Source organism: Mesorhizobium sp. B2-7-1 (genome assembly GCF_006440735.1).
Lineage (GTDB): Bacteria > Pseudomonadota > Alphaproteobacteria > Rhizobiales > Rhizobiaceae > Mesorhizobium.
In genome coordinates, this window is record NZ_VFUA01000116.1 from 1 (window position 1) to 19,955 (window position 19,955).

Sequence of the window (19,955 nt, forward strand, 5' to 3'; positions counted from 1 at the left end):
ACTTAGCGCTCCTTCAGCAATCCGAAATTCCGCGATCGCGCCACTTTCCAAACGCCCTGCTCGCGCCGGAGCCGGGCAAAACGCGGACCGGTCAGGACCGGTCCGAAGCCGTCTTTCCCTCCGGCATCGCGTCGAGGCACTCCTCCAGCCGCCGAAGCTTAGCCTTTTGCCAGCGCAGCGTGTGCGCGACCTCATGCAGGTTCCACTTGGCCTTCGAATTGGCCGCCTCGATCAGACCCCGTTCGAGCCGATCGATCTCGCTGCGCAGCTGCCGCGCCTCAGCCTCCCGCAACCCCCTGATCCAGCCCGCCCCACGCATGGTTCCCACCATCAAAGCCGGCCTTATGCTCGCAGACAAAGGCTAATGAGATCGGTTTGGAGTGCCTGGTATTTTAAACATCGCTAATATTAAATCTACATCGCAGGACGCATGACGGCCGCGGGCACCACATCCGCCTAACGAGTTCGGTACGGCATGTCACCGGAAGCTCGAAGAGTGGTGCGGACGACGGGAATCGAACCCGTACGATCAGAGATCGAGGGATTTTAAGTCCTTTTTTCTGCGGTGCTTCCCGCTCCACAGTCTGGAAAACCGGGACTTCGAGCTGATGGTGAAGCCCGGTTTCTCCCACATGCGTGGGAAATCCCCACGATATTTCCCACACAATCAAGTGTGCCAGCATGCTCCCTTGGTCTTTGCAAAATCTCACACCACGCGTACATGTGCGGGCACTGCGGGCGTGGTGAAATTGGTATACACACCGGACTTAAAATCCGGAGGCCTCGGCCATGCGGGTTCAAGTCCCGCCGCCCGCACCATGCTTCCCATAGGATAGAACGTATCACGGCACGGAGGCAATTAAGCATGGCTAGGCGACCAACGAAAAAACCAGCGAAAAAGATGTCGGCCGGGCCGCACAGCTTGGCGCTGCGATTGGATGTCATGGGCGTAACCGCATACATGACCAAAGCTGCAATTGAGGACCTCATCAAAGAGTTAGTCAGGATTAGCGCGTCTGATCCGGAGGAACTCCACGATGTGCATCTTGCGATGCACTTCGGCGGCTGGACGCCCTCAGGCGAATATATCGCGCCGAGTTTCGGCCATCACCATGGGCTTGGATCAATCCTGGCCAAACTGCGCAACGAGCAACTGAAGGACGGCATGACGAAGGCGGAAATCGAACGCGGCATTACGCCAGATGAGGCCTATCGGGCTTTCGATATTACCATCATGCATGTGTCCCCCGAGGTGGTTAAGCGCGTGGCCATCGAAAACGAAGCGGCCGAAGAGCAGCAGCACTGACTGAGGGCGTTCCCACAAGATTTCCCACATTTTCTCCTTTCGTGGGCATCGGTATCGGCAGTGGGAAGATCGCTTCAATGGAGGAAATATAGCGACGCGATTTCAATAAGATGGCGCGGCAAAATCAGGGGTTGAAAACCGTCGCAACTCAGGAATGTGCAGAGGTAAGGCGGGGTGCCGAGGTAAACCATTGAAAACATTGCTGTAGACGCAAGGGATATTTTAAGTCCCTTGCGTCTACCAATTCCGCCACGTCCGCAGGCGTGCCCTTTTCAGATGCCTGATATAAGCCGTCAAGCGATGTTTCGGATCGGCCGTACTTTGTGTCCCCTGCAGCTTTAGCCAGGGAGGACCATCGCCGGCTGAAATTTTCACCGCTAAGTCGCACCAACACGAGACCATTCAAGCTTTGATACGGCCCGCCGCCATCAGCACCGCCTTGTAGCATCGGGCAAACCAGCTTGGCGGGTCGCGCAGATAGGCTGACCGGGCAAGGTCCCATTTCTCGCTGACGGCCAGATCGAATGAAGGTGGATCGAAGCGGAACAGGCCGCTGCGCGGATAGATGGTGAATTCCCCGAAGACGGGCGCGCCGTTTTCTTCGTAGAGATCGATGCGCAGCAGGTCGAAATCGGCGCCCAGCACCTCGACCGCCTCGACCATGCGCGAAAAGCTCACTGGTCGAGGGATATCCAGGCTCGCATCGTCCGCGGATTCGGCGATCGCGAGGCGTTGCCAATCGCGATCGTAAAAGCCGCGCCGCAAGACCGTGGCGCGTCCCGCTATGGCCAGGACATAGACGACGCGTCCGCCCGCCACGCAGAACTTGTAATCGGTCGGCATATAGGCTTCAGCGGCGCCGATCAGCGGTTCGACAAAGACCCTGGGCTCTATATGCCAGTACGACCGCTCGCCGAGGTTCGTTCCGTGGCGTCGGCCAAGATATTTCGCCATCTGCGCGACCACGCCGGCCCGATCGACGATCTTCGGGTCGGCGACGACGGCATTCATGCCGCTGCCGTGGTTGCACTTGACGATGTAAGGGGCGGTGAGTTCATCGAACGGTATCCGGGCCGCGTCGGCGCCCTGCCAGAGCACGGGCGGAAAGGTCAGCCAGGGCACGCGCCCGGACACGAAGGCCTTCGATTTCAGCTTGTCCAGGAGAACGGCGAAACGCGGATCGTCATCGAAGATCTTTCGCCAGTGCACCTTCTCCGTGTAGTAGACAGGGGCCGACAAATTCGGCAGGCGCCCGTGCAGCCGGTAGAAATACCGGGCCATGCGATTGTGCCGAACAAGCAACCATAGGTTGAAGGCGGCTAAAACCGCCCTCGCCCCGTTGCCGGTTCGATTCTCAAGCCCCGTACCACCCATCGCCAGGAATTGCACCAGACGCACAGGGGAAAGACAACCACTTTTGTTGTCCGGCGGGGCAGCCGCGCCCTCGTTGTCTCAAACCTTGATCGGATTGAGCTTCAGGTGCTGGATCAGGATGATCGTCTTGGCATCGACGATGCGGCCGTCGGCAATGCCGGCCAGCGCCTCGTCCAGCGGCATTTCCAGAACCTCGATGTCCTCGCCCTCCTCCGGCGCGCCGCCGCCGTCGGAAATGCGGTCGGCCGGCGAATAGCGCGCGATGAAGAACCAGAGCCGTTCGGTCACGCTGCCGGGACTCATGAACGGCGCGAACAGCCGCTCGACATCCTTGAGGCGGTAGCCCAGCTCCTCTTCCGCTTCCTTGCGAATGGCGGTTTCGGGGTCGTTTTCGTCGAGCAGCCCGGCGCAGGCCTCGATCAGCGGCTCGCGGTGGCCCACGGCGTAGGCCGGGAAGCGGAATTGACGCACCAGGAGCACGGTCGAGCGCTGCGGATCGAAGGGCAGGATCACCGCGCCGTCGCCGCGATCGTAGGTCTGGCGGGTCTGCGTCTCCCATCGCCCGTCGCGGCGGCGATAGTCGAGCACCGTCTTCTTCAGCACCGCCCAGTCGTCCGAGAGCACCTCCTCGGAACGAATGCGAATGCGATCTTCCATGATGACCTCCGTATTGGCGGCAAGGGGTAGCGATGAACACGCCCCTGCGCAATCCTGGAAACCGACTGGTCCAGCGGGAGTTTCACCGGCTCGTGTCTGGCGCGACGCGCCGCGACTGCCTAGATAGCGGTATCTTTCCAGGAGCCCGTTTCATGACGTCATCGCTTTTCCACCCGATCACCCTCGGCGGCCTCACCATCCCCAATCGCATCGCGGTTGCGCCTATGTGCCAGTATTCGGCCGAGGACGGCTCGGCCAGCGACTGGCATCTCTATCACTGGATGAACCTGGCGATGTCGGGCGCAGGCATGGTTACCGTCGAGATGACCGATGTCGAGCGGCGCGGGCGCATCTCGCATGGCTGCCTCGGGCTTTATTCCGACGACAACGAGGCGGCCGCCAAGCGCACGCTCGACGCCGCCAGGCGCGTTGCCGCGCCCGGCACGAAGTTCGGCGTCCAGCTGGCCCATGCCGGCCGCAAGGCCTCCAACAGGAAACCTTGGGAAGGCGGCGGTCCGCTGCAGCCCGGCGAAGATCCCTGGCAGACAGTTTCGGCCTCGGCTGTCGCCTATGACACGGGCTGGAATGTGCCGCACACGTTGGAGGACGGCGAGATCCTGGAGCTCATCGCGCGTTTTGCGCAGTCGGCCGTGCGCGCCGTACGCGCCGGCTTCGACTTTGCCGAACTGCACGCCGCGCATGGCTATCTGATCTTCCAGTTCCTTTCGCCGCTCTCCAACCAGCGGACGGACCGCTGGGGCGGGTCGCTGGAAAACCGTATGCGCTTCGCGGTCGAGATCGCAAGGGCGGTGCGCAAGGCCGCCCCGTCCATGATGCTGGGCGCGCGCCTTTCGGTGAAGGAATGGGTCGACGGCGGTTTCGACGTCGAGGACGCGATCGAGGTGGCCAAGGCGCTGAAGACCGAGGGCGTTGCCTATATCTGCTGCTCAAGCGGTGGCAATTCGCCCCTGCAGCAGGTTCCGCCCGGCCCCGGCTACCAGGTGCACCTGGCGGAAGCCGTGCGCAAGGGCGCCGGCATCCCGACGCGCGCCGTGGGGCTGATCGACGACCCGAGCCAGGCCGAGGCGATCGTCGCCGACGGTCGTGCCGACATGGTGGCGCTGGCGCGCGCATTCCTCGCCGACCCGCGCTGGGGCTGGCGCGCGGCGGCGACCTTCGGTGAGGAAATCCATCCGGCGCCGCAGCTGGCGCGTTCGGTGACGACGATGCGGCATTGGATGAAGGCCGCCGGGTAGAGCAAATTCCAGGAAAAGTGTGAACGGTCAGGCTCGGCGACCTCGCCGTAGCCTTGCGTCCGAAATTGCGTCGAAACAAACCGGAAATCAGCGGGGTCCTGAGACGTTTGGGCGCAGGATCCTCGCCACAACTGCAACCAATTTGGCCGCTTTACGTTTGCCGCCATGATGGACAACAAGCCCTTTGAAACGCCGGTGGTGGTCGAACTCGGCCATGTCGGCAAATATCGCCAGATCCGAAGCACCCGCGAGGCCGCCGAGTGCCTGATGACCGTTTGGCCGCTCAATCGCGGCGAGCGCCATCGTAATGCTCTCGACACTTGCCTCAAGGCGCTGGAAGGTTATCGTTCGACAGCGGACGCGCGTCGCGCCCTTGTCGAGGCGGCCCGGGAATCGGAAGTGCTGGTTCCCGAAGACAGGCTGCCCGACGCAAAGCTGCATTGAGCAATTCCAGGAAAAGTGTGAGCGGTTTTCCGTCCGGAATTGCGTATAACAAGGAGACGGGGCGTTTCACCGTTTCCGTGAAACGGTGAAACGCACTAGCAGGCTTCTTAACCGGAGGATTTCATGGCGAAGCTGACTTACAAGATCGTCGAGCATGATGGCGGCTGGGCCTACAAGGTCGGCTCGACGTTTTCCGAAACGTTCCATACGCACCAGGAGGCGCTGCGCGCCGCCGAGATCGCCTCGGCCGAGCAGCAGGTAGCCGGGACCACCGACGGCATCCAGTATGAGGATTCCGAAGGAAAGTGGCACGACGAACTGGCCGATGGCCGCGATCGCCCGCAGACCGAAGTATCTGATTGATAAGGCGCAGGCGCCCCCGCGACCGGCGAAGCCCAAGGCTTCATACCGGCCGCCGGCGGCTATGCGACCTTACTTGCCGCAGTAATGGTCGTTGACGTTCTGTTGCGAGTTGGCATCCGGACCCGGGGTCGTGTCGGCGCACGGCCCGATGGCGCCTGTGCTGCCATAGGTAGTCAGCCCGGAGCCACCGTTGATGCTGCCTGTGGTATAGGGGTCTACCTGCTCGCTCGCTGCGGAACGATGGTCGCGGTGCCACCACCACCAGTCGTCTGACGACTGCGCCATGGCCGCGCCACCCATGGCCAGCACCAGCGCCGAAGCTGCAATAAGTCTTGTAAGCATCGGATTTCTCCATTCTCTTGATCGCAAAATACGTGGGGCCGAAGCCCCACAGCGATACAAACGAAACCCTGGGTCGAGTACGAAGGTTCCACTGGAAATTCCAGGTGGGACAGAATGTCCGACACTTTTGCGTGACGCCGCGTGAAGAGCCGCGAGACCCCGCGAAGGTCAGTTGTGGTCAATGAGGGTCGGCGAAGGCGCGCGGGGCAATCCGTTTTATGAAGGCGACGACCCGTTCAGGCTCCGCAAATTGCGGCATATGGCCGAGACCCTCGACCCGTTCGAAATCGAGGCCTTCGATCCTGTCCAGCATCGGTTCGCCATGCACCGCCTCGCCGATCACCTGGTCGCCGGTGCCGAACAGAATGCCTGCCGGCATCGCTATGTCGCGGTAGCGCCGTTCGATTTCGCCAAGATCCCGCTCCACGGCCACGACATCGGTGGACGTGGCGAAATAGTGGGACGGACGCAAGCCGAGCCATCCGCCCCCGCTGACCATGTAGTCCACGGGAACCGCTTGCGGTGCGAAAATGAACCGCAGCGTCGGTTGCGCGTAGCGAAGGCTGAGCGGTATCGCCACCGTATAGGCCAGAACACGGCGCAGCAGCCTGGATGGGACATAGAGCAGATCAAACCCTTGACGCCCACTCGCCTCCAGATGCGTCAGCGGCGAGAGCAGCGCAATGCCGGAAATCACCGCCGGATGCCTGGTCGCCAGCGCAAGCGCGATGGCCCCGCCGAGCGAGTGGCCGACGACCAAAGGCCGCTCCAGGCGCAATTCCTCGATGAAGCGCCGCACGATGTCCGCCTGTTCCGGCAGCCTGCCGGTCGCGCCGCTTGCCCGAACCGAATAGCCGGAGCCCGGCCGGTCGAGCGCGATCAGCCGGTACCCAGGACCGAAGCGTCCGAACAGCGTGTGGCGGAAATGGTGGAGTTGAGCGCCGAGCCCGTGCACGAAGACGATCGGCCTGCCATCGCCCTCTTCCACATAGTGGACGCGGTTGCCGTCGATCTCGACGAATTTCCCGCAAGCCGGCACCAGTCTTTCGGCATTCGCCGCGATCCGCCAGGTCGCAAGCATCAAGGCGAGCACGGCAAGCGCCGCCGCAACGAGCAAGCCGGCAAGCAGCCACAGGACAACCGATATCAGCATGTTTTCACCCCAAGGCGACCGACCGCACCATATTCGCAACGGCCGCCGCCACAAGCGGATATCCGGCTTTCGCATTGCGGCCGGCCGCCGGCCGCGTTATCTCAGGCGACCTTTTGCGCCGGAGCCCGTCATGCCTGAAATCGTCACCGCCGCCATGCTCGTCATCGGCGACGAGATCCTCTCCGGCCGCACCAAGGACAAGAATATCGGCCACCTCGCCGACATCATGACCGCGATCGGCATCGACCTGAAGGAAGTGCGCATCGTCGCCGACGAGGAAGACGAGATCGTTGCCGCGGTGAATGCCGTGCGCGCCCGCTATACCTACGTCTTCACCACCGGAGGCATCGGCCCCACCCATGACGATATCACCGCCGACTCCATCGCCAAGGCCTTTGGCGTGCCGTGCGAATACGACGCCAAGGCCTACGCGCTGCTCGAGGCAAGCTATGCCGGTCGCGGTATCGAATTCACCGAAGCGCGCAAGCGCATGGCGCGCATGCCGCGCGGCGCCGACCACATCGACAATCCCGTCTCCATCGCGCCGGGCTTCCGCATCGGCAACGTCCATGTCATGGCCGGCGTGCCGTCGATCTTCCAGGCGATGCTCGACAATGTCGTGCCGACGCTCAAGGCCGGCACGAAGATGCTGTCGGCCACGGTGCACTGTCCCTTCGGCGAGGGCCTGATCGGCGGGCCGCTGGCCGAGATCCAGAAAGCGCATCCCGACACCATCATCGGCTCGTATCCCAAATATGGCGACGGCAAGTTCTGGACCGAGCTCGTCGTGCGTGCCCGCAGCGGGGAAGCGCTCGAGGCCGCCCGCAAGGACGTCGAGGCGATGGTGGCGGGCTTCGCCAAGGCAGGCTGACCGGCAGTTCGGCTGGAACCAGTCAACGCGCTGAAGCGTTCCTTTTGCCGCGCGGACGCGCAGGGCAAACAATTGAGGGACCGGTCATGCGCTTCAAGACAATCGTCGCCATTTTGCAGAACGAACAGGACGCCGAGCGCGTCCTCGATTGCGCCCTTCCGCTTGCCGACAGGTTCGAGAGCCATCTCGTCGGCATCCATGCCGAGGCGCTTCCCGTCCCCTACACATCGGCCACCGGCTTCCCCGATACCGAGTTCCTCCAGGTCTCGGCCGAGATGAACAAGGAGCGCGCCGACAAGTTGGAGGCCTATTTCCTGAAGCGGATCGAGGAATCCGGCCTCTCGTTCGAATGGCGAAGCCTGGAAAGCTTTTCCGGCGACAGCGCGCTGACCGGCATATCGAGCGTGCGCGCCGCCGACCTGATCATCGCCGCGCAGCGCGATGCCGGCGGCGATCCGAGCGCCGATGTCGACACGCTGGTCTACGACGCCGGCCGGCCGGTGCTGGTCGTGCCCCATGCCGGGCCGCTGGTCACCACCTTCCGACGTGTGCTGCTGGCCTGGAATGGCAGCAAGGAAGCGGCGCGCGCCGCGTTCGACGCCCTGCCCTTCATCGCCGAGGCCGACAAGACGGACATCCTCGTCATCGATCCGCCGGAGACGCTGGATGAATCTCCGGAAGCCGCCGGCGCCGAGATCGCCGCGGCGCTGTCGCGCCACGGCGCCAATGTCAGCGTCTGCGTGCAGAAATCCGGCGGCACTTCGGTCGACGACATGATTCAGGCCAGGATTGTCGAATCCGGCGCCGACCTTCTGGTGCTCGGCGCCTACAGCCATTCTTGGCTGCGCCAGCTTCTGTTCGGCGGCGTCACCCGCACGGTGCTGCGCACCACGAACGTGGCGGCCTTCCTGTCGCGCTGATTCATTTTTAGCGCGACGCGCTTTAAGTCCACAGCCATCGCCGGCCTCCCCTTGCCAAGCCTGGCGCTTTCCGGCTAATTCCGCCTGCATTCCAGTGTTTTTAGCGCCACGGCGCGCCTTGCGGAGTGCGAACCATGTCCCTTCCCGAAAAAGCCTTTCCCGTCTCATGGGACCAGTTCCACCGCGACGCCCGCGCGCTTTCCTGGCGGCTTTCCGGCGCCAACAAGGGACAGTGGAAAGCCATCGTCTGCATCACCCGCGGCGGCCTTGTGCCCGCCGCCATCATCGCGCGCGAGCTCGGCATCCGGGTCATCGAGACGGTGTGCGTCGCCTCTTACCATGACTACACCAGCCAGGGTCAGCTGCAGGTGCTGAAGGAGATTTCGCCTCCGCTGCTCGCCGATGACGGTGCCGGCGTGCTGATCATCGATGACCTGACCGACACCGGCAAGACGGCCGGCATTGTCCGCGCCATGATGCCGAAGGCGCATTTCGCGACCGTTTATGCCAAGCCGAAAGGCCGCCCGCTGGTCGACACGTTCGTCACCGAGGTCAGCCAGGACACCTGGATCTACTTTCCCTGGGACATGGGCTTCACTTACCAGAAGCCGATCGCGGACGATCACGCCGGCTGAACGGCCTTCATATCTTCCAGAGAATCTCGCTGAATCTGCATCGTGCAGTCGAGCTAACGAGCACGACTACTTTGCGAGATTGACTTTTTCTGGTGGGGTTTTCCGATGGAGTGAAGTTTTTTACTTTTAAAGCTCACAATTCGCCGTAAGATTCCTAAGGTGGCAAACGATTCTGGAGGCTGGGGGCAGCTTCTTACCATGTTGACGAGGCCGACGACGCACAACCAGATGGCCGAAAGAGTCCGGCGGCTCTTCGGCGTTGCGCCTTGTCGCCTGCAGGTTGCCGCCTTGCCTTGGCGTGAAGGCGAGAACGGCGTCGAGATCATGCTGATCACCAGCCGTGACACCGGGCGCTGGGTGCTGCCCAAGGGCTGGCCGGAGGCCAGGGAGCCGCTGTGCGAGGCGGCTGCCCGCGAAGCAGGCGAGGAAGCCGGGTTGCGCGGCAAGGTCTCGCATCTTGAAGCCGGCCGCTATTTCTATGCCAAGGTCCTCGCCTCCGGCGAGGAAGTACCTTGCGAGGTCTTGGTCTTTCCGCTGCATGTCGACCGTGTCGCGGATCGCTGGAAAGAAAAGCGCGCGCGAACGCGCAAATGGGTCGGCCCGAACGAAGCCGTCCGGATGGTCAACGAACCCGACCTTTGCCAGATCATTGCCGGCTTCTGCGCCGCGCCGCATAAGTTCGCCTAGGAAACTGGAAACGGTCAGGCTGGGCGACTTCGCAGTAGCTCTCCGCGCCGGAATTGCGTCATATCCCGGAAGATCTTCAGGCGCGGCCGAAATCATCGGAACTGAGCCGGGTCCAGCGATCGCCCATCAACCCGCCGATGAAGATGTCGCTGGAGCGGACCGCTTCCGTGACCTCGGCGATGCGTGAACGCACCATCGTGCCCCCGGCATAGTGGAAGAAGACGTTCTTGTAGCCGAAGAGTTGAGGCATGAATCTGCTTTGGGTCTGCCCGGTAATGCCCACGCAACCCATATCCCGCGCCGCCGCGATGAGAGCATCCAGCGTCGCGCCCCAGTGGGATCCGGACGCCTGGATCTGCAGCAGGTTCGCGATGCCGCCGGCCTGGCCGTAAAAGGCATGGCAGCCCAGCATCTTGCCCGTTTCGTCGTAGATCCCGCCGAAATGAAGCGGCCCGTCGGCCCGCTTCTCGGCCGCGAGCGCAAGCAGCCGCGGCAACTCGCCCTCCCTCCAATTCGGCCGAAGGGAGTAATCGGTCATGAGGATCGGCAGTTGTTCCGCAAATTGGGCCGCATCGATCGGCTCCCGGTGGGTCCGTTGGGACGACGAATGCTGGGGCGACGGCTCGAACCTTGCTCTTGCAAGAGCGTCGAATGCTCTCGCGCTAAGATCGAGTGCCGGGCGAGGCAGGCCGGGCCATTTGCGGCGCAGCACAGCGGCGCCCATCGCACCTGGTCGGAAAACACAGGTCCATTCCAGACAATGCACCGGCAGGAGCTGATACTTCATCGGCCGCGCGAAGGCCAAGGACGTCCGGTTGGCGGAATCGGTCAGGTACAGATCGAATTCGCCTTGATGCAGGGCACGCAGCAATTGCGGCCCGGCCCAACCGTGATCGGTGCTGGAATCGGTCATGAAGGGACCGATGATGGCAGCGTTCAAGGCCCTTCCATTGAGTTCGTAGCGAGCCTTCAGAACGCCCATGAAGCCGCCCAGGCGGCCCTGGGGGTTGATCTGGACAAGAGCCTTGCTCTCATCACCGCCAAGGTAAAGCTCCCTCATATAGTCCGCCGTCCGTGCGATCGCTCGATCGCGCTGGCTGCGACGATGCCTAAACTTCGTCAGGAAGAGCGCGGCGACATGCTCGAGATCCTCGGTGGCCAAAGGCCGAACCGAGCCATGGGATTCCAGTGCCGGCGGTGCAGCCGCCTTTCCCGGACCCGCTTTTGCGGAAACAGGATTCATCGTCAATGCCTATACGAAAGCGCTAAAGGCAGCCGTGCTTCCCAAAGAAAATCTCCATAAGGTCGGCCTCCTGCAAAAAAGTCTCCAAGAGACCTTCTTCTGCCACATCCGATTTTCTTTTCTGTAAATACATCCCGATAATTGCTACAATCCAAGATAATATATAAAAACTAAAATAGGGCCTTCTAAAACTTCAATACACATAAAGTAATTTGAATGACATATTGAACCACTTTAACCGCATAACGGGAGAGCGGTTGCAGCTGCAGAACTACAGACGGATTGCCCGGGTCATGGCGACGGGTTCGGCTCGGTCCCTGCAAATGCCAGCCACAGGCGACCGGTTCACCGGTGTCGAGCTCAAGCCCAGGCCTGGTTGTGAGAGACAGCGCCCGGCCGAGGCCGGGCGCTGTCCTTTCCTCAGGCGACGAGGCCCTTGGTCAATTCGAGCGCCTGACGCTCGAACAACCGCCGGTAGATGCCGCCGTTCAGCCTGATCAGGTCGTCATGCGACCCCTCCTCGGCGATACGCCCGCGATCGAAGACCAGCAGCCGGTCGAGCGCCCGCACCGTCGAGAGCCGGTGCGCGATCACCAGCGTCGTGCGCCCGACCATCAGCCGCTCCATCGCCTTCTGGATCAGCACTTCCGATTCCGAATCGAGGCTCGATGTCGCCTCGTCCAGGATCAGGATGCGCGCGTCTGCGAGGAAGGCGCGGGCGATCGCCACGCGCTGGCGCTCGCCGCCCGACAATTTCACGCCACGCTCGCCGACCAGGGTTCCGTAGCCCTTGGGCAGGCTGGTGATGAAATCATGCGCGCTGGCAAGCTTGGCCGCATGCTCGATCTCGGCCTGGCTGGCGCCGGGCCTCGCATAGGCGATGTTCTCGGCAAGCGACCGGTGGAACAGGATCGGCTCCTGCTGGACGATGGCGATCTGGCTGCGCAACGAAGCCTGTTCGACCTGCGAGATGTCCTGCCCGTCGATCAGGATCCTTCCGGCGTTCACGTCATAGAGCCGCTGGATCAGCTTGACGAAGGTCGTCTTGCCCGAGCCCGAATGCCCGACCAGCCCGACGCGCTCGCCGGCCGCGATATCGACCGAGAAATCGCGGTAGAGCGGCAGCCGGTGATTGCCGTAGTGGAACGTCGCCTTGTCGAAAGCTATGTGCCCGTCGGTGATCCGGATCGGTTGGGCGCCGGGCCGGTCCTCGATGCCGAGCGGCTCGGACTGGAAGTCGACCAGTTCCTCCATGTCGTTGATCGAGCGCTGCAGGTTGCGGATATGGGTGCCGATGTCGCGCAGATAGCCCTGCAGCACGAAGAACGAGGTCAGCACGAAGGCGACATCGCCGGCGCTCGCCTGCCCCCAGGCCCACAACATGAGGGCAAGACCGATTACCGCCGCCCGCATCGCCAGCAGCAGCACCCCTTGCGTGGTGCCGTTGGCGGTGCCGCGCATCCAGGTGCGGCCGGTGCGCAGGCGCCATTTGGCGACGACGCGCGCCAGCCGCGCTTCCTCCCGGGTCTCCGCGCCGAAGCTCTTGACGACGGCGTTGCAGCTCACCGCGTCTGCCAACGAGCCGCCAAGTCGCGTGTCCCAGCTGTTGGCGAGCCGCGCGGCGGGCGCGACATAGCCGAGCGACAGCATCGCCGTGACGGCGATGAACAGCACCGAGCCGGCCGCCACCACGGCCCCCATCAGCGGCCAGAACCAGCCGAGCAGCAGCGTCGACCCGACAAGCATGACGACCGACGGCAGAAGCGCGATCAGGATCGTGTCGTTGAGCAGATCCAGCGCCCACATGCCGCGCGTTACCTTGCGCACCGTCGATCCGGCGAAGCTGTTGGCGTGCCAGTCTGTCGAGAAGCGCTGCACCCGATGGAAGGCGTCGGCGGCAATGTCCGACATCATCTTCAGCGTCAGCTCGACGATCCACAGGAAGGCGACATTGCGCAGCACGACGCCGGCCAGCGCCAGCGCCATCAGGATAGAGAACGCCGCCATCGCCGCATTCCAGGCGACCGCGTCGGTTCCGACGCCGCTGGCGACCGCATCGACCAGGCGGCCGGAATAGAAGGGTGTCAGCACGTCGGCCAGCGTCGAGAGCAGGAATGCGCCCATAATGAGCGAAAGCCGCCACGGCTGGCGCTGCCAGTGGCTGAACGTAAAGCCAAGCACGCTGCGAAAGGCGCTCGCGCGCAGATCGATCTTGAAACGAGCCATGATGTCATCCGGGCGCAAACGAGCCCGGTCCCGGTAAAAATCAAATTGGAAAACCCGCGTCCGGCCTTAAGGCGCCTTGGAAAACGGGAGGTTCAGTATGGGTAGGCCGCCCGCCCGAAGGCGGCGACCGGCAGCGGCAAATGCCAGTTCTGCGTCCTGCTCTCCGAAAAACCTTCGGAAAGCCCGAGCAGACCTAGGCCTCGCGGCCTCGCATAACGATGTCAAATCTTGCCATACGGTCCTCCCACAAGGGAATCGCGGAGAGGCCCTTATAGGGAGGCATCAGCCGATCGCCAAGTCGGCCCATCGCCAAAACGACATCTGGTCCAGCACTGAGACGAATTTGCAACAACGGCGGGTTGTGGCCGAGCCTCAGCCAGGGGGTGAGCGGTCCAGTCGCATGTAGCGGCCCTCCGTCCGGAATCCGAACTTCTGATAGAGGCTGTGAGCGTCGTTGGTCGTGAGGCTCCAATGAGAAACGGTCTTCATATCGGGATGATCGAGGAGTGCCTGCACAAGCTGTTTGCCGATCCCATGCCCGCGACGCTCCGGCCAGACGATGACGTCGAGTAGATAGGCAAAGACAGTATGGTCGGTGATCACGCGGGCGAAACCGACCTGCTCACCATCGAGATAAGCCCCGACGCAAAGCGAGTTGTCGAAGGCGCGGCGGTTGGCCTCGTCGGTTCGCGACGCCGCCCAATAGCTTTGCATGAGCTGATCGGAGGTCGCACGGAAGTCGATCCGCGACAGGTCGAAACTGATTTCAATGTCTCGCATGCGCCGCGCCGCCACCAGAGATCAACCGCGGTCCCGGAACCGGTTGGTGATCGGATAGCGGCGGTCGCGGCCGAAATTCTTCCGCGTGATCTTCACGCCGGGCGCCGCTTGGCGGCGCTTGTATTCGGCGATGTAGAGCAGGTGCTCGACGCGCGTCACCGTCGCACGGTCGTGGCCGCGCGCGACGATGTCGTCGACGCTCATCTCGTTCTCGACAAGGCACTCGAGAATGTCGTCCAGCACCGGATAGGGCGGCAGCGAATCCTGGTCGGTCTGGTTTTCGCGCAGCTCCGCCGACGGCGCCTTGTCGATGATGTTGTTCGGGATGACCTCGCCGGAGGGTCCGAGCGCGCCCGGCGGCACATGCGAATTGCGCCAGCGAGACAGCGCATAGACCTGCATCTTGTAGAGATCCTTGATCGGATTGAAGCCGCCGTTCATGTCGCCGTAAAGCGTGGCGTAGCCGACCGACATCTCGCTCTTGTTGCCGGTGGTGACCACCATCGAGCCGAACTTGTTCGAGATCGCCATCAGGATGGTGCCGCGCGCGCGGCTTTGCAGGTTTTCCTCGGTGATGCCTTCCTGGGTGCCCTCGAAGAGCTGCGTCAGCGCATGCTTGAACCCTTCGACCGGCTCGGAGATCGGCACGATGTCATAGCGGCAGCCGAGCGCGCGAGCGCAGTCCTCGGCGTCCTTCAGCGAATCCTTCGACGTATAGCGGTAAGGCATCATGACGGTGCGCAGCCGTTCTTCGCCCAGCGCGTCGACGGCGAGTGCCGCGCAGATCGCCGAGTCGATGCCGCCGGAGAGACCGAGCACGACGTTCTTGAAACCGTTCTTGTTGACGTAGTCGCGCAGGCCGAGCATGCAGGCCCGGTAGTCCGCTTCCTCCCGCTCCGGGATCTTCGACATCGGGCCTTCCGAGCAGACCCAGGTCTCTCCCTTTCTTTTCCAGGTGGTGACGTCGACCGCGTCCTCGAACTGGCTCATCTGGAAGGCGAGCGTCTTGTCAGACCCTATCGCAAACGAGGCGCCGTCGAAGATCAGCTCGTCCTGGCCGCCAAGCTGGTTGGCGTAGATCATCGGCAGGCCGGTTTCGATGACTTGGCGGATCACGACCTGGTGGCGGACGTCGATCTTGGCGCGGTAATAGGGCGAGCCGTTCGGCACCAGCAGGATCTCGGCGCCGCTTTCGGCCAGCGTCTCGCAGACGGCAACGTCACCCCAGATGTCCTCGCAGATCGGAATGCCGATGCGCACGCCGCGGAAGTTGACCGGACCCTGCAGTTCCGGCCCGGCCTGGAACACGCGCTTCTCGTCGAACTCGCCATAATTCGGCAGATCGAGCTTGTAGCGTTCGGCGATGATCTTGCCGCCATCGGCGAAGACGATGGAGTTATGCGTGCCAGTCTTGCGCTTGAGCGGCGTGCCGATGATGACGCCGGGACCGCCATCGGCGGTGTCCTTGGCGAAATCCTGCGCCGCCTTCTCGCAAGCCGTCAGGAAGGAAGGCTTCAGCACCAGGTCTTCCGGCGGATAACCGGCAAGGAAAAGCTCGGTATAGAGCACCAGATCGGCGCCCTGCCGCGCCGCGTCCGCCCTCGCCTCGCGCGCTTTTGCCAGATTGCCGGCGACGTCGCCGACGGTCGGGTTGAGCTGGGCGACGGCGATGCGCAGGATATCGGGAGCGGTCTTGGTCATGGTGTGGATGTAGCGTGGCCGAAAACGCGCCGCAATGGCGATTGCTTGTGCCAAATAAGACTAATCGGCAAAGCCGATTATGTCCTGATCGATCGAAGATCGTACCTGGCTAATCAGCCGATCATGCCCTGCAGGTCGTATCCCGATCGCCTAATCGCCCATATACGCGCGCAGCGCCTCTGCCGAGCGGTTCTCGCCGATCGACATCGCCAGGATGCGCGAGATGTGACGGCGCGGCAGGCCGGTTTCGGCCGACCATCGGTTGATCTGCGCCTGGATCTTGTCGAGGTCCCGCTTCGAGGTCGGGTTCTCGGCGATGTCGAGGCCGGCATCGCGCAAGGCCGCCGCCATGTCGGCCGAGACGACGAACGTGTCCCATTCCAGCCAACGCAGGAAATACTGCCCGGTGTTGCCACCGAGCCGGCTGCCATGCTTGGCGAGATAGGCGGTCAGGCCGACCTGATCGTCCGCCGGCCAACCGGCGATGAACTTGCCGAAGCTGCCATGCTCCTTCGCGACGCGATCGACGAAGGCGGCGTTGTCGCGCACCGACTTGATCTTCTGCGGATTGCGCACGATGCGGCTGTCGGACGCGAGCTCGTGCCAGAAGTCGTCCGGCTGGAACAAAAGCCGCTTCGGCTCGAAGCCGAGAAACGCTTCCTCGAAACCGGGCCATTTCTGCTCGATGACGCGCCACACGAAGCCGGCGGCGAAAATGCGCTCGGCCATGGTGGAGAGAATGCGGTCATCGGGGATTTTCGCCACCGCCTTGTTGTCGGGCGCCGGGCCAAGCAGCGGTGCGAGCACCGCCTCTCCGCCCTTGCGCTTTGCCGCCCGCGCGTGGATTTTCTTGAAATCGAGCATCGTTGTCCTCGCCTGTTCGCCGCAATCTAGCACTTCACGTCCGGCCCGGCAGCCTCTACCTCTATCGACGTCCGGCCGAAGGAGAGACAGATGAACAAGATCGTCGAGGACATGGCGAACCGTTTGCTCAAGCGGAAGCCGGAAGGTTTCGGTCCGCTCGAGAGCCGCGTCCTCCAGTCGACGCTCGAGCGCACCACCATCACGCGCGACACCAACAAGGCCGTGGCCTTCCACGAGACCTATGGCGACCGCATCGCCGACAGCATCGCCAGGATCGGCGGCTCCTGGTCCTTCATCCTAAGCTTCCTGGCCTTTCTCGTTATCTGGACCGCCGGCAATGCCTGGCTGCTCACGCGCGACGCCTTCGACCCCTACCCCTTCATCTTCCTCAACCTCGTGCTGTCGATGCTTGCGGCGATCCAGGCGCCCGTGATCATGATGTCGCAGAACCGCCAGACCGAACGCGACCGCATCGACGCGGCCCATGACTACGAGGTCAATCTGAAGGCCGAGATCGAGATCATGGCCCTGCATGAAAAGCTCGACGAGCTGCGCCACAGCGAGATCATCGGCATGCGTGACGAAATCCTGCGCATGGCCGAGCAGATCAGGCGCATCGACGAGAAACTGTCGGCGCGGCCCGCAACGGAATGAGCGTGACCGTCCACCATCTTATCGAGCAATACGGGCTGATCGCAGTCTTCCTGGGTTGCGTCGCCGAAGGCGAAAGCGCCGCGATCCTTGGCGGCTTCTTCGCTCATCAGCATGTTTTCGTGCTTTGGCAGACCTTCCTCGCGGCCTTTCTCGGCGCCTTCGCCGGCGACACGTTCTTCTTCACCATGGGGCGTAGCTTCGCCGAGCATCGCTATGTGAGAAGGTTGCGCAGGCGTCCTGGCTTCAGCCGCGCCTACCGCCTGCTCAACACGCATCCCAACATCTTCGTGCTGACCAACCGCTATATCTACGGCATGCGCCTGGTCGGCGGCATCGCCGCCGGCCTGTCGACCGTACCCGTGCTGCGTTTCGTCATCCTGAATGCCATCTCTTCCGCGGTCTGGGCGGCCCTGTTCAGCGGCATCGGCTATGTCTTCGGCCTGGGCGCGGAGGAAATGGTGGGCCAGGCGTTTGCACGCCATGAGCGCCTGCTCATTGCCCTCGGCGTCGGCATCGTTATCGCCGTGGTCGCTTGGTTGGTAGGCCATCACTTCGCAAAACGTGAACGCGCCAAGGAAGATCAGGCCGGATCCTGATCCGCAAGGATCAGATCGGCGCGCCGATCAGGCGCTCGATGAGGGCGATGCCCCAGACGCCGCCGGCAATCACGATCGAAATCAGCACCGCAAGCGAACCGCAGTCCTTGGCGAGCTGGATGTCGATGTGGAATTCGCGCGAGATCGCGTCGCAGGCCGCCTCGATGCCGGTGTTGAGCACTTCGACCATGATCAGGAGCAGCACCGCGCCGACCAGCAGGGCATAACCGCGCCAGGAGACCGAGATGAACCAGCCGGCCGGCAGGGCAAGCGCGAGCAAAAGCAATTCCTGCTGGAATGCCTTTTCGTGGGCAGCCAACTTGCGGAAGGCCCGCACTGAATTGATGAAAGCGTCGATCAGCCGCTGCATGCCCAGCCCCGTTTCGAATTACCGTCAGGGGATATCGCAACGGCCGGATCAAGGGAATAAGCCAGCCGCCCCAAAATTCATCCGTCCGCGACCTTTATCGACGGCGTCGATTTCTCGAACTGAGGCAAGCCATCCTCGATCGAATAATAATCGCCCTTGTCGCCGACGAAGATATGGCTTTCCGCGGCAAGACCGCTCGGCCGTTCGAAGGATCCGGCCATGATGGAGATCGTGTCCAGTTCATTGTGCTTCCAAAAGAGCAGCGAGCCGCAGGTGCGGCAGAAGCCGCGCTTCGCCACGTCGGAAGCGCCATACCAGTTGAGTGCGTCGGCCCCCTCTATGACGATATCGGCGTCCTTGGACGCGGTTGCCGCGACGAAATGGCCGGTCTGCCGACGGCACTGCGAGCAGTGGCAATAGACGACGCCGCGCAACGGCCCGCTCGTCCTGAAACGCACCGCCCCGCACAGGCACGATCCGCTGTGGTTGTCATCCATTCCGGCCTCCTTCGACCATCTGCCCGGTCCATTGCCGGATAGAATTTCAGTTTTGAAATGGCTGGGCACTGGCAAATGCGACACCGAAGCGGCGCGTTTTAGAAGCTGCACCTGCACCGGACTGCAGCCTGTGGTAGCAATGACAATGAGCAAATACAGGCCATTAAGGAAACTTTAGCGCAACTGCATTTATGCTTCCCACAAGCGGTGGTCGTGTTGGGGACACGACGTCGCATCGGCAATTCTGATTCAAATCCCCGCATAAGCGACTCCCGGCGGTGGCAGGTCTCCGGTCGCACTGAAGGGGCAGTGAACAGAACATGCAACCGGCAGCCATTCCGACCGACAGGAACACCGACATCGCCAGCACCGTCGTGGCGACGATGCGTCAGCTCGGCGTGCTTGGTCTGCCGCGCAACTACGAAATCTTCTACGAGGCGCTCTGCGGCAGCAATCACGAACTCAGCCTTGCCGTCGTCTCGTTCAGCAACCGCCCGACACAGGAGGATCTCGACCGCATCGGGCGCACGTTCTTTCCGCAGCATCACGGTCCGGCCATTGTCGAGCACGCCCGCGAGATGGTGGCCAAGGAGCTCGAGGATATCGCGACGCTGTTGCGCAGCGAGCACTCGCATATCGAGAAATACGGCCGCATTCTCGATGAGACCTCGATCGGCCTGAGCAACCGCAGCCTGCTTTCGCAGGAACTCCTGCAGAAGATCGCAGGCGCCATGTCGGCCGCCACCAGCTCGACGATCGACCATGGCCGCCAGATCGCCAGCACGCTCAGCGAAAAGACGGCCGAGCTCGAAAGCGTCAAGTCGAAGCTCGAGGAATACAAGCGGCTTGCCGACACCGACCCGCTCACGCAGTTGTGGAACCGCCGCGCCTTCGACAAGGAGATCACCCGGATCTACAACAGCAATCGCGGCATCCTGTTCAATGCGCTGATTCTTGCCGATATCGATCATTTCAAGGACATAAACGATCGTTACGGCAATCCGGTCGTCGACAGG

The 19,955-nt window shown here is 62.5% G+C and carries 23 protein-coding genes and 1 tRNA gene; 12 read left to right on the plus strand and 12 right to left on the minus strand.

Annotated elements, in window-relative coordinates:
* Positions 1-91: 91 nt before the first annotated feature.
* Positions 92-319: a hypothetical protein gene (locus FJ471_RS29185; protein ID WP_140808471.1), complete on the minus strand. Its 228-nt coding sequence runs from the start codon at positions 317-319 to the stop codon at positions 92-94.
* A gap of 415 nt (positions 320-734) precedes the next feature.
* Between FJ471_RS29185 and FJ471_RS29190 the strand changes: the two genes are divergently transcribed.
* A tRNA-Leu gene (locus FJ471_RS29190) sits at positions 735-819 on the plus strand.
* A gap of 46 nt (positions 820-865) precedes the next feature.
* Positions 866-1,306, plus strand: a complete 441-nt coding sequence (locus tag FJ471_RS29195) for a hypothetical protein (protein WP_140808473.1) — start codon at positions 866-868, stop codon at positions 1,304-1,306.
* Positions 1,307-1,708: 402 nt separating this feature from the next.
* Here the strand turns inward: FJ471_RS29195 and FJ471_RS29200 are convergent, their stop codons facing one another.
* Together FJ471_RS29200 and FJ471_RS29205 are read right to left on the minus strand one after the other, a co-directional pair.
* Positions 1,709-2,587, minus strand: coding sequence for an ATP-grasp fold amidoligase family protein (locus FJ471_RS29200; protein WP_246684864.1), 879 nt, complete (start codon positions 2,585-2,587; stop codon positions 1,709-1,711).
* A 171-nt stretch (positions 2,588-2,758) separates the two neighbouring features.
* The gene (locus tag FJ471_RS29205) at positions 2,759-3,337 is read right to left on the minus strand and encodes an NUDIX domain-containing protein (protein ID WP_140808476.1); all 579 of its coding nucleotides are present in this window, start codon (positions 3,335-3,337) and stop codon (positions 2,759-2,761) included.
* A gap of 152 nt (positions 3,338-3,489) precedes the next feature.
* Here FJ471_RS29205 and FJ471_RS29210 point away from each other — a divergent pair, with 152 nt between their 5' ends.
* The 3 genes from FJ471_RS29210 (at position 3,490) to FJ471_RS29220 (ending at position 5,400) form a co-directional block, all read left to right on the plus strand.
* Positions 3,490-4,593: an NADH:flavin oxidoreductase/NADH oxidase gene (locus FJ471_RS29210; protein ID WP_140808478.1), complete on the plus strand. Its 1,104-nt coding sequence runs from the start codon at positions 3,490-3,492 to the stop codon at positions 4,591-4,593.
* Positions 4,594-4,758: 165 nt separating this feature from the next.
* On the plus strand, positions 4,759-5,037 hold the full coding sequence (locus FJ471_RS29215; RefSeq protein ID WP_140808485.1) for a DUF982 domain-containing protein: 279 nt from the start codon (positions 4,759-4,761) through the stop codon (positions 5,035-5,037).
* 123 nt (positions 5,038-5,160) lie between these two features.
* Positions 5,161-5,400 carry a DUF2188 domain-containing protein gene (locus FJ471_RS29220; RefSeq protein ID WP_140808487.1) on the plus strand — a complete coding sequence of 80 codons (240 nt, stop codon included), beginning with the start codon at positions 5,161-5,163 and terminating at the stop codon, positions 5,398-5,400.
* A 69-nt stretch (positions 5,401-5,469) separates the two neighbouring features.
* On the opposite strand, the gene FJ471_RS29225 is transcribed toward FJ471_RS29220, so the two are convergent.
* Together FJ471_RS29225 and FJ471_RS29230 are read right to left on the minus strand one after the other, a co-directional pair.
* Positions 5,470-5,742, minus strand: a complete 273-nt coding sequence (locus FJ471_RS29225) for a hypothetical protein (protein ID WP_140808489.1) — start codon at positions 5,740-5,742, stop codon at positions 5,470-5,472.
* 178 nt (positions 5,743-5,920) lie between these two features.
* Positions 5,921-6,895, minus strand: a complete 975-nt coding sequence (locus FJ471_RS29230; protein ID WP_140808491.1) for an alpha/beta hydrolase — start codon at positions 6,893-6,895, stop codon at positions 5,921-5,923.
* 130 nt (positions 6,896-7,025) lie between these two features.
* On the opposite strand from FJ471_RS29230, the gene FJ471_RS29235 reads away from it, so the two are divergent.
* From FJ471_RS29235 to FJ471_RS29250, 4 genes are all read left to right on the plus strand, one after another.
* On the plus strand, positions 7,026-7,766 hold the full coding sequence (locus FJ471_RS29235) for a competence/damage-inducible protein A (protein ID WP_140808493.1): 741 nt from the start codon (positions 7,026-7,028) through the stop codon (positions 7,764-7,766).
* 86 nt (positions 7,767-7,852) lie between these two features.
* A complete protein-coding gene (locus FJ471_RS29240) occupies positions 7,853-8,686 on the plus strand; it encodes a universal stress protein (RefSeq protein WP_140808495.1) in 834 nt (277 codons plus the stop codon).
* A 134-nt stretch (positions 8,687-8,820) separates the two neighbouring features.
* Positions 8,821-9,321 carry a xanthine phosphoribosyltransferase gene (gene gpt, locus FJ471_RS29245; RefSeq protein ID WP_095765134.1) on the plus strand — a complete coding sequence of 167 codons (501 nt, stop codon included), beginning with the start codon at positions 8,821-8,823 and terminating at the stop codon, positions 9,319-9,321.
* A 198-nt stretch (positions 9,322-9,519) separates the two neighbouring features.
* Positions 9,520-10,008, plus strand: coding sequence for an NUDIX hydrolase (locus FJ471_RS29250; RefSeq protein ID WP_140808497.1), 489 nt, complete (start codon positions 9,520-9,522; stop codon positions 10,006-10,008).
* A 76-nt stretch (positions 10,009-10,084) separates the two neighbouring features.
* On the opposite strand, the gene FJ471_RS29255 is transcribed toward FJ471_RS29250, so the two are convergent.
* The 5 genes from FJ471_RS29255 to FJ471_RS29275 form a co-directional block, all read right to left on the minus strand.
* Positions 10,085-11,251 carry a hypothetical protein gene (locus FJ471_RS29255; RefSeq protein ID WP_140808500.1) on the minus strand — a complete coding sequence of 389 codons (1,167 nt, stop codon included), beginning with the start codon at positions 11,249-11,251 and terminating at the stop codon, positions 10,085-10,087.
* Between the two features lie 420 nt (positions 11,252-11,671).
* Positions 11,672-13,477, minus strand: a complete 1,806-nt coding sequence (locus FJ471_RS29260) for an ABC transporter ATP-binding protein (RefSeq protein WP_140808502.1) — start codon at positions 13,475-13,477, stop codon at positions 11,672-11,674.
* Between the two features lie 372 nt (positions 13,478-13,849).
* Complete coding sequence (locus FJ471_RS29265; protein WP_140808504.1) at positions 13,850-14,257, minus strand: GNAT family N-acetyltransferase; 408 nt, start codon at positions 14,255-14,257, stop codon at positions 13,850-13,852.
* 21 nt (positions 14,258-14,278) lie between these two features.
* Positions 14,279-15,958 (minus strand): NAD+ synthase, encoded by a 1,680-nt coding sequence (locus FJ471_RS29270; protein ID WP_140808520.1) that lies wholly within the window; start codon positions 15,956-15,958, stop codon positions 14,279-14,281.
* Positions 15,959-16,108: 150 nt separating this feature from the next.
* Positions 16,109-16,822, minus strand: coding sequence for a DNA-3-methyladenine glycosylase I (locus tag FJ471_RS29275; RefSeq protein ID WP_140808506.1), 714 nt, complete (start codon positions 16,820-16,822; stop codon positions 16,109-16,111).
* Positions 16,823-16,912: 90 nt separating this feature from the next.
* Here FJ471_RS29275 and FJ471_RS29280 point away from each other — a divergent pair, with 90 nt between their 5' ends.
* Positions 16,913-17,476 carry a DUF1003 domain-containing protein gene (locus tag FJ471_RS29280; protein ID WP_140808507.1) on the plus strand — a complete coding sequence of 188 codons (564 nt, stop codon included), beginning with the start codon at positions 16,913-16,915 and terminating at the stop codon, positions 17,474-17,476.
* Positions 17,473-18,072, plus strand: a complete 600-nt coding sequence (locus FJ471_RS29285; protein ID WP_140808509.1) for a DedA family protein — start codon at positions 17,473-17,475, stop codon at positions 18,070-18,072. The genes FJ471_RS29280 and FJ471_RS29285 overlap by 4 nt, the downstream gene beginning before the upstream one ends.
* Positions 18,073-18,082: 10 nt before the next feature.
* Here the strand turns inward: FJ471_RS29285 and FJ471_RS29290 are convergent, their stop codons facing one another.
* Both FJ471_RS29290 and FJ471_RS29295 read right to left on the minus strand, forming a co-directional pair.
* A complete protein-coding gene (locus FJ471_RS29290) occupies positions 18,083-18,442 on the minus strand; it encodes a diacylglycerol kinase (protein WP_140808511.1) in 360 nt (119 codons plus the stop codon).
* A 77-nt stretch (positions 18,443-18,519) separates the two neighbouring features.
* Entirely contained in the window at positions 18,520-18,939 is a 420-nt protein-coding gene (locus FJ471_RS29295) for a GFA family protein (protein ID WP_140808513.1), read from the minus strand.
* A 320-nt stretch (positions 18,940-19,259) separates the two neighbouring features.
* On the opposite strand from FJ471_RS29295, the gene FJ471_RS29300 reads away from it, so the two are divergent.
* The coding region (locus FJ471_RS29300; RefSeq protein ID WP_140808515.1) for a diguanylate cyclase at positions 19,260-19,955 on the plus strand (696 nt) is incomplete at its 3' end.